Annotated in this window: 12 protein-coding genes; 5 read left to right on the top strand and 7 right to left on the bottom strand. The window is 72.2% G+C overall.

The window, feature by feature from the left end; translation table 11 throughout:
- Both AB0L40_RS22660 and AB0L40_RS22655 read right to left on the bottom strand, forming a co-directional pair.
- Positions 1-381, bottom strand: a 381-nt coding sequence (locus AB0L40_RS22660) for a glycerate kinase (RefSeq protein WP_364360067.1), incomplete at its 3' end; no start/stop codon positions are given.
- 64 nt (positions 382-445) lie between these two features.
- The gene (locus AB0L40_RS22655; RefSeq protein WP_364360064.1) at positions 446-1,981 is read right to left on the bottom strand and encodes a carboxylesterase family protein; all 1,536 of its coding nucleotides are present in this window, start codon (positions 1,979-1,981) and stop codon (positions 446-448) included.
- 290 nt (positions 1,982-2,271) lie between these two features.
- On the opposite strand from AB0L40_RS22655, the gene AB0L40_RS22650 reads away from it, so the two are divergent.
- A complete protein-coding gene (locus AB0L40_RS22650; RefSeq protein ID WP_364360061.1) occupies positions 2,272-4,269 on the top strand; it encodes a class I SAM-dependent DNA methyltransferase in 1,998 nt (665 codons plus the stop codon).
- Positions 4,266-5,528: a hypothetical protein gene (locus AB0L40_RS22645; protein WP_364360058.1), complete on the top strand. Its 1,263-nt coding sequence runs from the start codon at positions 4,266-4,268 to the stop codon at positions 5,526-5,528. The genes AB0L40_RS22650 and AB0L40_RS22645 overlap by 4 nt, the downstream gene beginning before the upstream one ends.
- An 11-nt stretch (positions 5,529-5,539) precedes the next feature.
- Here AB0L40_RS22645 and AB0L40_RS22640 read toward each other — a convergent pair whose 3' ends face one another.
- Positions 5,540-5,836, bottom strand: coding sequence for a hypothetical protein (locus AB0L40_RS22640; RefSeq protein ID WP_364360055.1), 297 nt, complete (start codon positions 5,834-5,836; stop codon positions 5,540-5,542).
- A 2-nt stretch (positions 5,837-5,838) separates the two neighbouring features.
- Positions 5,839-6,075 (bottom strand): hypothetical protein, encoded by a 237-nt coding sequence (locus AB0L40_RS22635; RefSeq protein ID WP_364360052.1) that lies wholly within the window; start codon positions 6,073-6,075, stop codon positions 5,839-5,841.
- Between the two features lie 42 nt (positions 6,076-6,117).
- Between AB0L40_RS22635 and AB0L40_RS22630 the strand changes: the two genes are divergently transcribed.
- The 3 genes from AB0L40_RS22630 to AB0L40_RS22620 all read left to right on the top strand — a co-directional run bounded on the left by AB0L40_RS22630 (position 6,118) and on the right by AB0L40_RS22620 (position 9,800).
- Positions 6,118-9,147 (top strand): type I restriction endonuclease, encoded by a 3,030-nt coding sequence (locus AB0L40_RS22630; protein WP_364360049.1) that lies wholly within the window; start codon positions 6,118-6,120, stop codon positions 9,145-9,147.
- A 76-nt stretch (positions 9,148-9,223) separates the two neighbouring features.
- On the top strand, positions 9,224-9,475 hold the full coding sequence (locus tag AB0L40_RS22625; protein ID WP_364360047.1) for a hypothetical protein: 252 nt from the start codon (positions 9,224-9,226) through the stop codon (positions 9,473-9,475).
- On the top strand, positions 9,456-9,800 hold the full coding sequence (locus tag AB0L40_RS22620; protein WP_364360044.1) for a type II toxin-antitoxin system PemK/MazF family toxin: 345 nt from the start codon (positions 9,456-9,458) through the stop codon (positions 9,798-9,800). Before AB0L40_RS22625 ends, AB0L40_RS22620 begins: the two co-directional genes overlap by 20 nt.
- Positions 9,801-9,925: 125 nt before the next feature.
- Here AB0L40_RS22620 and cobM read toward each other — a convergent pair whose 3' ends face one another.
- Genes cobM through AB0L40_RS22605 form a run of 3 tightly spaced genes read right to left on the bottom strand, consistent with a single transcriptional unit; the run spans position 9,926 to position 12,362 of the window.
- Positions 9,926-10,873 (bottom strand): precorrin-4 C(11)-methyltransferase, encoded by a 948-nt coding sequence (gene cobM, locus AB0L40_RS22615; protein WP_364360041.1) that lies wholly within the window; start codon positions 10,871-10,873, stop codon positions 9,926-9,928.
- Complete coding sequence (locus tag AB0L40_RS22610) at positions 10,870-11,550, bottom strand: hypothetical protein (RefSeq protein WP_364360038.1); 681 nt, start codon at positions 11,548-11,550, stop codon at positions 10,870-10,872. The genes cobM and AB0L40_RS22610 overlap by 4 nt, the downstream gene beginning before the upstream one ends.
- Positions 11,547-12,362, bottom strand: a complete 816-nt coding sequence (locus AB0L40_RS22605) for a VWA domain-containing protein (RefSeq protein ID WP_364360036.1) — start codon at positions 12,360-12,362, stop codon at positions 11,547-11,549. The genes AB0L40_RS22610 and AB0L40_RS22605 overlap by 4 nt, the downstream gene beginning before the upstream one ends.
- Positions 12,363-12,443: the final 81 nt, after the last annotated feature.

The raw sequence follows: 12,443 nt of genomic DNA, 5'->3' as shown, positions 1-12,443 counted from the left end.
GTCCGGAGCGGCCTCGCCGTGCGCGGCGGCACCCCGGTCGTGGAGCACCGCGATCCGGGCCACGATCGCCCCGCCGTGCGCGTCGCGCGCCGGGACGGACGCGGCCCGCCCGAGCCCGCACGCCAGGACCGCGTCGAGCGTGCCCTCGCCGCCGTCGGCGACGGGCAGGAGGATCGGCCGGCCTCCGGCCTCGCGGACCCCCTCCGCCAGGGCCCGGGCGGCGCCGGCGGCGTCGACCGCCCCGCGCAGCTTGTCGGGGGCACAGAGGACGACGGGACCGGCTGCGTCGGCAACGGCGCTGTCGGGGGCATCCCGAACGACGGGACCGCCCGGACCGGGAGGGCCGGCCTCGGGAGCCGCGATGGCGGGGCGGGACGTCACGACCGCATCGTCGCAGCGGGCGGCGCCGTCCGGTGGCCTCCGGTGCGGGCCCCGGAGGCTCCCGTCAGCGCAGCCCGTCCCAGACCTCGCGGCGGGCGCCGTGCGGGTCGTCCTCGACCACGTCGCGGCCGCCGTCGCCGCCGAAGATCCGGACCGCGCGCCGCGCGGGGTCGTAGGCCGGCCAGCCGGGATCGCCGTCGGCGACGAACGCGACCCAGGCCGCGTGCATCTCGTCGGCGAGCTCCTGGGGCGCGTCCGGGCCGATCATGCCCCAGCCGCTCTCGACCCGGGTGGTGTCGAACGCGAACGCGATCTCCACCGCGTGCGCGGCGCCGAGCTCGCCGTCGAGCACCGGGGAGCGCCAGCGGAACTCGTAGACGTGGGTCGGCGCGGGGCCGCCCCAGCGGGCCTCGGCGGCGCGGATCGCGGGAACGCGGAAGAACCAGTCGGAGATCAGGGCCTCGAGGCCGTCGCCGGGCGTGGCCGCGTCGAGGTACGCCTCGGCGCTCTCGGCGGGCAGGCGGTAGGCGTCGCCCGCGAACGGCAGCGTCTCGGCCGTGACGTGGGGGAGGAGCCCGAGCGGCACGAGCCAGAAGCGGTACTCCTCGGCGTTGGTGCCGATCAGCAGCCGCACCGGGGGCGCGTCGTCGTCGGACACCGCGTCGCCGGCGGCGTCCTGCAGCGCGTCGATCGGCCGGCGGGGCACGGCCTCGCCGCCGATCACCGGCTCGAACGGCATCCCGTCCAGGCCGACGTCGCCCCACGCCAGCCGGTCGGTCGACGAGACCTCGGTCGACAGCAGGAGCTGCGCGGCGATGAAGTCGTCGATCGGGACCGTCGCGAAGCCGGCGGCGGTGGGCTCGACCTCGAGCCGCCGGCCGAGCTCCTCGGCGACCCGGCGCGCGCTCTCCTCCGTCTGCACGTGGTGGCCGGCGCCGCTCTGCGCGATCACGCCGTGGAACAGCCCGCGCGCGGCGGGCGCGGCGAGCAGGGTGACGGCGCTCATCGCGCCGGCCGACTCGCCGGCGATCGTGACCCGTGCGGGATCGCCGCCGAACGCCGCGATCTCGTCGCGGACCCAGCGCAGCGCCGCGAGCTGGTCGAGCAGCCCGCGGTTGGGCGGCGCGTCGGGCAGCGCGCCGAAGCCGTCCATCCCGAGGCGGTAGTTGATCGTCACGCAGACGACGCCGTCGCGAGCGAACGCGCTGCCGTCGTACGTGCCGACCGCGCCGGTGCCCGCGCGGAACGCGCCGCCGTGGATCCAGAACAGCACGGGGAGCGGGTCACCGCCGCCGTCGAGGCGATCCTCCGGCGTCCAGACGTTGAGGTTCAGCACGTCGTCGCCCGCGATCATCGGGTCGCTCAGCATCGTGTCGAACGGCGGCTGGTACGCGGGCTTGGGCGGCGTCGGGCCGTACGCGGTGGCGTCGCGGACGTCCGCCCACGGAGCCGCCGGCTCGGGCGCCGCGAAGCGCCGCGGCCCGACCGGCGCCGCCGCGTACGGGATGCCCTTGAAGGCCGCGATCCCGTCCGACGCCGTCCCGCGCACGGCGCCCGAGCCGGTGGTGACGATGGGGAGTCCGGGGACGGAGGCGCTCATCGGAGGCAACGCTAGCGGGGGCGGCCAGTCAGCCCGGCGCGAGCGCCGGTTGGGCTCTCGCGCGCGACGGCCCGGTGACCGGTCGGGCGACCGCCGGCGATTCGGCTGTCCGGCCATCCGCGGTCCCGCGCTTGGTCGTCGAAGCAGCGACGCACTAGGGTCCGCTTCATGCGTGGGCACGGAGTGGCTGGTCGATGGGCGATGGCTCCAACCGGACCGGCGAACGGTGGAGCCGGTTTCGGAGAGGACTTGCAGGCCGCGGACCCGATCGCGGGGGGGGGGGATCCTCGGTGACCTCTTCCGCTCCGAGCGTCGACGACCGCAGCGTCGCCAAGGACGCCGAGGTCCGCAACCACGCCAACCTCATCTGGTCGGTCGCGGAGCTGCTGCGCGGCGACTACAAGCAGTCCGACTACGGCAAGGTCGTCCTTCCGCTGGTGGTGATGCGTCGCCTCGACCAGATGCTCGAGCCGACCCGCGACAACGTGATCGCGAAGGCCGTGGAGCTCGAGCAGATGGGGATCGACCACCCGGAAGGCGCGTTGCGGTCGACCGCGAAGCTCCAGTTCTTCAACCGCCATCCGCTGCGGTTCCACCAGCTGCTGAACGACCCGGGGAGCATCGCCGACCAGCTCGACGCGTACATCGACGGGTACTCCGTCCTCGCCCGACAGGCGATCGACAAGTTCGACTTCGAGTCGCACATCCCGCGGCTGAAGGACGCAAACCTGCTCTACAAGGTGATCGGCCGGATCTGCGACGTCGACCTGCATCCCGACCGTGTCTCGAACGCCGACATGGGCGCGATCTTCGAGGAGCTGATCCGGCGCTTCTCCGAGGCATCGAACGAGACCGCGGGCGAGCACTACACCCCTCGCGAGGTCGTGCGGTTGATGGTCAACCTGCTGCTCGACGGCGACGAGGACGTCCTGACGCAGGCCGGCGTCCGTCGCCGCGTCTTTGACTGCGCGTGCGGGACCGGCGGGATGCTGTCCGAGATGGAGGAGCAGATCCATCGCTACAACCCGGACGCCGACGTCAAACTGCACGGCCAGGAGCTGAACCCGGAGTCGTACGCGATCTGCCTCGGCGACATGCTCATCAAGGGCCAGGACGCGAGTCACATCGTCCACGGCAACTCCCTGTCGAACGACGGCCACGCCGGCGAGCGCTTCCACTACTGCATCGCCAACCCGCCCTTCGGCGTCGACTGGTCGAAGGTCGAGGAGGCCGTCCGCGACGAGCACGAGTCGCTCGGCTTCGACGGCCGCTTCGGCCCGGGCCTCCCGCGCAAGTCCGACGGTCAGCTGCTGTTCCTGATGCACCTGCTGTCGAAGATGCGCACGCCCGAGGAGGGCGGCGGGCGGCTGGCGATCGTCCACAACGGCTCGCCGCTCTTCACCGGCGCGGCGGGCTCGGGCGAGTCCGAGATCCGCCGCTACCTGCTGGAGCACGACCTGCTCGAGGCGATCGTCGCCCTGCCGGAGCAGCTCTTCTACAACACGGGCATCGCGAGCTACGTGTGGCTCGTGACGAACCGCAAGGCCCCGGAGCGCCAGGGCCACGTCCAGCTGATCGATGCCCGCGAGACGTGGACGAAGATGCGCAAGAACCTGGGCGAGAAGCGCCGCTACCTCACCGACGACCAGATCGCCGAGGTCACCCGCCTGCACGGTGCGCTCGAGGAGGGCGACCAGGTGAAGCTCGTCCCGAACGAGCAGTTCGGCTACCGCACGATCACGGTCGACCGGCCGCTGCGTGCGCGGTGGCAGGTCGACGCGGAGACGTGGGCGGGCGTGGCGGACGACAAGCCGGTGGGGAAGCTCGGCGACGACCGCGACGCGGCCGTGGCGGCGCTCGGGACGATGCCGGAAGGTGCATTCGCGGACGAGGCGGCGTGCCGCGCGGCGATCCGCGACGCGCTGGACGCGAGCGGGGTGGCAAGGCCGGCCGCGGGCCTCCTGAAGCCGCTGGTCGCCCGCTGCCTGACCCGCGACCCGGACCTCGACCCGATCCGCGACAAGAAGGGCGTCGTCGCCGACCCCGACCTGCGCGACACCGAGAACGTCCCCCTCACCGACGACGTCGCCGACTACCTCGACCGCGAGGTCCTCCCGCACGTCCCCGACGCGTGGGTCACCGACCCGGAAGGCAAGGTCGGCTACGAGATCCCGTTCACGCGACTCTTCTACAGATACACGCCGCCGCGACCGAGCGAGGAGATCAAGGCGGAGTTGCGGGCGCGGGCGAAGCGGATTCGGGAGCTGCTCGAGGAGGTGATGGTGTGATGCAGCTGAAGAGAACGGTGGCCAGCGTGGTTGGTGGCCTATGGGGAGACGAGCCCTCGGGGTCGGGTTTCGACGTAACCGTCGTTCGAGTCGCCGACTTCAACTATCGGCAGCTGACACTCAAGGCGTCGGGGACACGACGATCGATTCAAACGAGCTTGATTCGGACCCGGGCACTTCGTTTCGGGGACCTCCTACTGGAGAAAAGCGGAGGCGGAGAGCGCACCAATGTCGGTCGGGTCGTGAGATGGGAGCGTGATGAGCAGGCGATCACCTCAAACTTCGTGTCCGTGCTTCGCCCGGCTCGCGGATTCAATTCCCGATACCTGGCCTACTTGCACCGCGCTCTCTACGTAGAGGGCTACGCAAGCGCTTGCACGAAACAGAACACCGGAATCCAGAACCTGGACGTCGGGGCGTACCTGGCGACCGAGGTTCCACATCTCCCCTTTCCGCAGCAGGCTGCAGTTGCAGCGTTCCTTGACCGAGAGTGCAGGGTGATCGAGGAGCTCGTAGAAGTCGTGCGGTCCTACGGGCAGCTTTCGGCGAACCAAGCCGTCGCGCGCTTCGCAGAGCTGACGGACGGGGCCGCTCGAGGTCGAATCAGCTATCGGTTCGACGTGCAGCTCGGAAAGATGCTTGACGAGAAGCGTTTCGAGGCAGGAAACGCAAGCCGCTACCTGAGGAACGCGAACGTTCAATGGGATCGGATAGAGCTCGGTGACCTGAAAACGATGTCGTTTTCTGAGTCAGACCGCAAGCGGTTCTCGCTCGAACCAGGTGACTTGCTCGTCTGCGAGGGCGGACAACCCGGCCGCTGCGCGGTATGGGGAGGGCAGGCGGCGGACATCTACTTTCAGAAGGCGCTGATGCGCGTGCGTCCGCGCAACTCGGACTCGCCCCGCTTCCTGATGTGGGCACTTCGATTGGCGAGCGAGCGTGGCGACTTTGCGGCAGACGGCACCGGCTCGACGATCCTTCACCTCCCTGCAGAGCGCCTCGCGGCGACCCGGGTTCCAATGCTCGACTGGGACGCGCAGTCCGCGATCACCACAGAAGTCGACGCGATCGCTCGCCGCGGAGAACGAATGCGCGAAGAGGTCGAAGGGTTGGTCCAGCGCCTCGACGAGTACCGCGACGCTCTCATCACCGAAGCGGTCACCGGCAGGCTCGACGTCACCAAGCTCAGCGAGTCCCGGATGGCCGAGTCCCTCGCCGCTGTCCGCGAGGGCGAGCGGCCGGAGGTGCTGTCGTCGTGACCCGCTCGTCGCTACGGCTCGCGGAGGACGTCATGCGTCCCGACGCGTCGCCAGATCACGTGGGGCGAGCCCGGGTCGATCTCGGGGCCGTACTCGAACGTCGCCCGGCCGTCGGCGGCGAAGGTGGTCTCCCAGATGCCGTCGGTGCCCTGCACGCGCTTGACGCGAAGGTTCGGCGGGAAGTTCGGCGGCGAAGCGCGGAGTGCTGCGATGAAGAGCGGAAGCATCGCCAGGAACGCAGCGCGGGCCTCGCGAGGGAGCCGGCGCAGGTCGCGCTCGAATCGCGCGAGCGCCTCGTACGTCGGCACGCCTACGCGGCGGCGGGCTCGTCGTCCGGCGGCAGGTCGTCGACGGTGGCCGCCACCCGCTCCAGGTGCGCGACGAACTCCTCGTCCCGGAAGACCTTGCCCTCCGTCTCCCGGATCACGTCCGAGAGTCGTTCGCCGGTCGGCTCCAGCACCAGGGAGCCGTCCGCGCGCTGCTCGGCGACCTCGTACGAGCCCTCGTACGCGGGCTCGCGCAACGTGACGATCGGACGGGTTGCCATGAGACCGATGGTAACCCTGGTTGCCAACCAGGTCGACCGCTGATGTCCCCGCTCGACCACAGCGAGTCGGCCTTCGAGGCCCTCATCGTCGCGGAGCTCGCCGATGCCGGTTGGCGCACCGGCGACCCGAAGGACTACGACGCGCACCTCGGGCTCTACGCCGACGACGTTGTCGCGTTCGTCACCGCGACGCAGCCGAAGGCGTGGAATCGCCTCGTCAAGCTCGCGGGCGGCGACGCCCCCGCCCGCGCCACTCTCCTCAAGCGCCTCGCCGCCCAGCTCGACAAGTTCGGCAGCGTCCACGTGCTGCGCAACGGCTTCGCCGAACGCGGGGTCGCGTTCTCGGTCCTCCAGTTGCGTCCCGCGCACGGGATCGGGCCCGAGGTCGAGCAGCGGTACGCGGCCAACCGGCTGCGGGCGGTGCGGCAGGTGCGGTTCGATCCGGCGTCGGGGCAGTCGCTCGACCTGGTGCTGTTCGTCAACGGCGTGCCGACGGCGACCGCCGAGCTGAAGAACGTCTGGACCGGACAGGACGTGACCGACGCCGTCGCGCAGTACCAGCAGGACCGCGACCCGAAGAACACGCTGCTCGGGAGGCGCGCGTTCGTGCACTTCGCGCTCGACAGTCAGCTCGCGTTCATGACGACGCGGCTTGACGGCCCGAAGACCCGGTTCCTGCCGTTCAACCAGGGCTCCGCCGGCACCGGCAACCCGGGCGGGCAGGGGAACCCCGGCGTGCCCGACGGCCACCCGACGTCCTACGTCTGGCGTCAGGTCTGGGACCGCGACCGCTGGATCGAGCTGATCCAGAAGTTCGTCCACGTCGAGCCCGCCGACCCGGCGGCCAAGAACGTGCGTCCCGGCATCGTCTTTCCGCGCTTCCACCAGTGGGACGTCGTCCTCGCCTGCCAGAACCACGCCCGCCTTCACGGACCCGGCCAGACCTACCTGATCCAGCACTCCGCCGGGTCGGGCAAGACGAAGGAGATCGCCTGGCTCGCCCACGATCTGTCGACGCTGCACCGCGGCGACGACACGAAGGTCTTCGACAAAGTCGTCGTCATCACCGATCGGCGGGTGCTCGACAAGCAGCTGCGCGACCAGATCGCGCAGTTCGAGCAGGTGGCCGGCGTCGTCCGCGGCGTGACGCAGGGCTCGTCCGAGCTGACCGCCGCGCTGCGCTCCGAGCGGGCGAAGATCGTCACCACGACGCTGCAGAAGTTCCCGCACGTCCTGAAGGCCCTCGACGACGCGATGCTGAAGGACCGCACCTACGCGGTCGTCGTCGACGAGGCCCACTCGTCGCAGACCGGCGAGGCCGCGACGGACCTCAAGGAGACGCTCGGCGGGCTGCAGCCCGAGGATCTCGACCTCGACGAGGACGACGGCACCCCGCCGGCGCTGCTCGCACGGCTGGCGGCCCGTGGCCGCCAGCCGAACATCTCGTTCTTCGCCTTCACTGCGACGCCGAAGGGCAAGACGCTCGAGCTCTTCGGCGAGCGCGGCCAGGACGGCGAGCTCCACGCGTTCCACACGTATTCGATGCGGCAGGCGATCGAGGAAGGCTTCATCCTCGACGTGCTCGCGAACTACACGACGTACGACCAGCTGCGCCGGCTCGAAACGAAGGCCGGTGAGGTCGTCGAGGTGCCGTCCGGCAAGGCGTCCAGCCGCCTGACGCGCTTCGCCGAGTTCCACCCGTACGTGAAGGGCCAGAAGGCGGCGGTCGTCGTCGACCACTACCGGCGTGTCGTCCGGCCGCTGCTCGGGGGACGCGCGAAGGCGATGGTCGTGTGCGAGAGCCGCGAGGAGGCCGTGCAGTGGAAGCGCGCGCTCGACCAGGAGATCGAGCGCCACGGCCACGACGACGTCCGCACGCTCGTGGCGTTCTCCGGCGAGGTGACGGTCACGAACCCCGAGGCCGACAACGTCGGGATGGCCTACACCGAGCCCGCGATGAACGCGATCGGCGGCGTGCCGCTGCCCGAGACGAAGCTGCCGGACGAGTTCGACAAGGCCGGCTACGGGATCCTCGTCGTCGCCGAGAAGTACCAGACCGGCTTCGACCAGCCGAAGCTCTGCGGCATGTACGTCGACAAGAAGCTCGGCGGCGTCAACGCCGTGCAGACCCTGTCGCGACTGAACCGCGCTCACCGCGGTAAGCAGGACGTCTACGTCCTCGACTTCCGCAACTCGACGGAGGAGATCCAGAAGGCGTTCGAGCCGTACTACGGTCGCACCGAGGGGCTGCCGACCGATCCGAACACGCTCTTCGACGCCGCCGACGCGGTGCGCGCCTTCGGCGCGATCCACGACGACGAGCTCGCGGCGTTCGCGCAGCAGCTCGCCACGCTGGACGAGGTGGACGAGGCCAAGCGCCACGCGATCCTCTCCACGGCCACGCAGCGGGCGTACGAGACGGCCATGGAGATCGAGTACGAACAACGGCTGGAGCTCCGCAAGGCGTTGGACCGCTTCGTCCGCCTCTACGCCTTCCTCAGCCAAGCGCTGCCGTACATCCCGCCGGCGACCGAGACGCTGTTCCAGTTCGCCAAGGTGCTCCAGAAGCGCCTGACGACCGACAGCCCGGGGGAGGTCGTCGACCTCGGAGACCTCGTGCTCTCGCACTACCGGCTTGAGGAAGCCGGCAAGTCGAGCATCGGGCTGTCCGGCGAGCACGATCCGCTCGAGGCCATCGGCGGCGACGGCACCGGGCGCGCGGGGGGCGACGTCCCGATGTCGCTGTTGGAGGAGCTGGTCGAGCTCTTCAACGAGCGTTACGGCGCGGACCTCGGCGAGGCCGACATGCTCAAGGTCGCCCGCGACGTCCGTGACGCGATCAAGGGCAGCGCGCCGCAGCTGGAAGAGCAGGCGGCGAACAACAGCCGCGACGACTTCGTCCGCGATCGCGACGGGCTGCTGATCGACGCCGCCCTGAACGTCGACGCGGACCGCGACCGGCAGGCGGCGCTCCTCAAGGCGGTGCTCGATGACGACGACTTTCGCTCCCGCGCGGGAATGGCGATCTTCGGCGCGATCTACGACGGGTACCGGGCGCAACCGGAGGCCTAGCTTCGGCACGCGCCGCGCTGCTGATCGGCACGGTCTGCCGCTGCCCGTGCGTAGATGGATCGTCTACGATCGCTTCATGGCCGCCGAGACGACGATTCGGGTCACCCGCACGACCCGGGACGCCCTGAACCGCATCGCGCAGGAGCGCGGTGTGACGACCGCGACGCTGGTCGGGGACCTGGCTGCGCGGGAGTCGGAGCTCGAGGAACTCCGTGGCTGGATGGAGGACTTCGACTCGATGACCGCCGAGCAGGCCGTGGAGTACCGTCGCGAGTTCGCCGACTGGCAGGGCTGGGAGGTGCCCGGAGATGCACCCGCGCCAGGGTGAGCTCTGGTGGGTCGACCTCGACCCCCTACGCGGAGGGGAGATGCGCAAGCGGAGACCGGTGCTGGTCCTGTCGCACGACGGCCTCAACCGCACCGCCCCGCCGGGCATCGTCCTCGCAGCGCCCTTGACCACGACGCCCGGTCGCCGGCTGCACGTCCCGATCGAGCTCCCGGGGCAGGAGCCCCCGGTCCGCGTGTCGCACATCGCGCCGGAGCACGTCCGCTCGCTGGCCCACGAGCGCCTCGTGAAGCGCATCGGGCGGTGTCCCGAGGGCGTCCGGCACGAGGTCGCCCGCCGCGTCGCGATCCTGATGCGCGCCGGGTGACCCGGCGGCCGGACGCGGAGACCTGCTCGTCCTCACGCTCACCGTCTCGTCGAGACCAGCGCTCAGCCCGTGGAGATCGTCGGTGCTGACCGGTGGCCGGGTCGTCAACCGACCTCTGGGCCACCCTAGGGTCCGGTGCTCTCGTCCCCGGAACTGCTGTCGCCCGCGTCCTTGTAGCGCTTCGGGCTCCCCAGCCGCCGGTAGCGGTGGCCGTAGTTCGGGCGGTAGACGTGGGAGCGGCGCTCCTCCTCACCCGCGGCCAGGCCGGGACCCAGGACGATCAGCGCCTGGGTCGTGATCTTGTGGGACTTCAGCGTGGCGGCGAGCTCGTCCAGGCGGCAGCGCAGGAGGACCTCGTCGGGCCAGGACACGCGGTAGCCGATTGCGACGGGCGTCTCCGGCGCGTAGCCGCCCGCGAGCAGGTCGGCGACGAGCTCGCGCGGGCGGCGCACCGACAAGTAGAGCGCCATCGTCGTGCCGTGGCCGGCGAGCTCCTGCAGCCGCTCGTTCTCGGGCATCGGCACCCGCACCGCGCGGCGCGTGAGGATCAGCGACTGCGCGACCTCGGGGACCGTCAGCTCCTGCCCGAGCGCCGCCGCCATCGCCGACAGCGACCCGACGCCCGGCACGATCTCGTACGGCAGGTCCATCCGCCGGCACGCGTTGATCTGCTCGTGCAGCGTCGCGTAGATCGCCGGGTCGCCCGACTGCAGCCGGCAGACGTTCAGGCCCTCGCGCTTGGCGCGGGCGAACAGCTGGATGACGTCCTCGAGCGTGTGGTCGTCGCTCGTGAGGACCTCGGCGTCCTCGCGCGCGTGCTCCATCACCTCGGGCGGGACGAGGCTGCGCGGCCAGACGACGACGTCCGCCTCGCCCAGCGCCCGCGCGCCGCGCAGGGTGATGAGGTCCGCGGCGCCGGGGCCGGCGCCGACGAAGACGACGCGGCCCTCGGGCGTATCGGCGGCACCGAGACGGTCGTCCGCCTCGGCGGACGCCGGGGCGACGACGCCCGACCCGTCGCGGGTGGCGTCCGTCCCGGACCCGACCACGTCGTCGTGCGCGTCCGCGCTCATGCGGTCACCCCCGCGGCCGCCAGCAGTCGCCGGGCGCGCGCGACGCTCCAGGGGACGACGACCAGGCTGGCGTGCAGACCGGGGGCGGCCCAGCCCTCGGGACGCCGGCCGACGGTCCACGCGGGCGATGCGCCGGATCCGGCGTCCAGCGCGACCGCGGCGGAGGGTCGGCCGATCGCCCGGTCGCCGGCGGCGTGCAGCGGCCCGTCGGACGCCGCCACCAGCTCGACGGTCCCCGGCACCCCGCCGCGGCCCGGCGACGCGACGGCGGGGAGCAGGTCGCACATCGCGTGCCCGTCCAGGGACGCGGTCAGGAGCGCGACGCCCGCGCCCTCGGCGACGATCGGCGCGCCGGCGCGGTGCACGGCGACGATCGCGTCGCGGAGCGCGGCGTTGGCGGCCAGCGCCTCGGCGAACGGCACCGGGGCGCCGTCGCCGAGGACGAGCGCGACGGTCCCGGACGGCAGGGTGGCATCCGCGGCGAGGTCGACGACGGCGACGGCCGCGCCGAGGGTCGTCAGCGCGTCGCGCAGCTCGCGCGCGGGCTCCAGGAGGACGGGTCCGCCGGCGACCGCGACGACCGGACGGCTACGGTCCGCCGCGGGGCCGTCGCCCGACGTGCCGGCCGCCGCGACCCCGCGGCCGGACATGTCGCCCCGCGTCTCCCCGGCGGTCATGCGGCCACCCGACCGGCGGGCGCGGCGGTGCGGTCGGAGGGCCGCGACCGCGGATCGGGCTCGCCGGTCAGGACGCTGACGGGCAGGAGCCGCGCCCCGGCGGCGTCGGCGATCCGACGGCCGAGGCCGAGCCGCACCCGGCCCTGCTCGCTGTCGAAGAGGACGATCCCGTCGGCCGTGCGGCCCAGCCGAGCGGCGGCGCGCTCGGCGGCGGCCAGGCCGGCCTTGCCGCCCGACGCGCGGCCGTCGGTGACGACGACGCAGAGCGCGCGGCGCTCCGGGTCGCGCAGGCGGTGGGCGGCGATCAGCGTCGACGCGGCGTCGAGGCCGGCGGCCAGCGGGGTCCCGCCGCCGGTGGCCAGCCGGGCGAGCCGGTCGGCGGCGCGCTCGACGGAGCCGGTCGGCGCCAGGACGACGTCGGCCGTGGTGCCGCGGAAGGCGATCAGGGCGACGCGGTCGCGGCGCTGGTAGGCGTCCAGCAGCAGGCCCAGCGCGGCGTCCTTGACGGCGGCCATCCGCTTGCGCGCGCCCATCGAGCCCGACGCGTCGACGCAGAAGACGACGAGCGTCCCCTCGCGGCCGGCCCGGATCGGCGTCCGCTGGTCCTCGGGACGGACGTCGAGGCGGGGTCGTCCGGCCGCCGGGGTGGCGGCCCCGGGACGTCCCTCGGAGGCGGCCCCTCGCGTCGTCGCCGAGCCGACGCCCGACGCGTCGGCCCCGTGCGGTGACGACGAAGCACCGGTCCGTCGCGCGGTCGCCCGGCGCAGGGCCGCGGCCCGCAGGGTGGCGGGCACGGCGAGATCGTCGGACACCCGCGCGATTCTACGGTCCGGGCGTCACAGAAGGGGCCCGGGGTGCCGATCGGCACTGGTGATGCGCCCTTTCGGCACGCA

The organism is Patulibacter sp. NPDC049589, assembly GCF_040675535.1.
GTDB lineage: Bacteria > Actinomycetota > Thermoleophilia > Solirubrobacterales > Solirubrobacteraceae > Patulibacter.
The sequence above is the reverse complement of the archived record's forward strand: the minus strand, read 5'-3'. Positions and strand labels throughout refer to the sequence as shown.

Coding starts and splice junctions, on each gene's coding strand:
- AB0L40_RS22625 (WP_364360047.1), top strand. CDS start 9,224: ATGGCCGCCGAGACGACGATTCGGGTCACCCGCACGACCCGGGACGCC.
- AB0L40_RS22635 (WP_364360052.1), bottom strand. CDS start 6,075: ATGGCAACCCGTCCGATCGTCACGTTGCGCGAGCCCGCGTACGAGGGC.
- cobM (WP_364360041.1), bottom strand. CDS start 10,873: ATGAGCGCGGACGCGCACGACGACGTGGTCGGGTCCGGGACGGACGCC.
- AB0L40_RS22655 (WP_364360064.1), bottom strand. CDS start 1,981: ATGAGCGCCTCCGTCCCCGGACTCCCCATCGTCACCACCGGCTCGGGC.
- AB0L40_RS22620 (WP_364360044.1), top strand. CDS start 9,456: ATGCACCCGCGCCAGGGTGAGCTCTGGTGGGTCGACCTCGACCCCCTA.
- AB0L40_RS22610 (WP_364360038.1), bottom strand. CDS start 11,550: ATGACCGCCGGGGAGACGCGGGGCGACATGTCCGGCCGCGGGGTCGCG.
- AB0L40_RS22630 (WP_364360049.1), top strand. CDS start 6,118: ATGTCCCCGCTCGACCACAGCGAGTCGGCCTTCGAGGCCCTCATCGTC.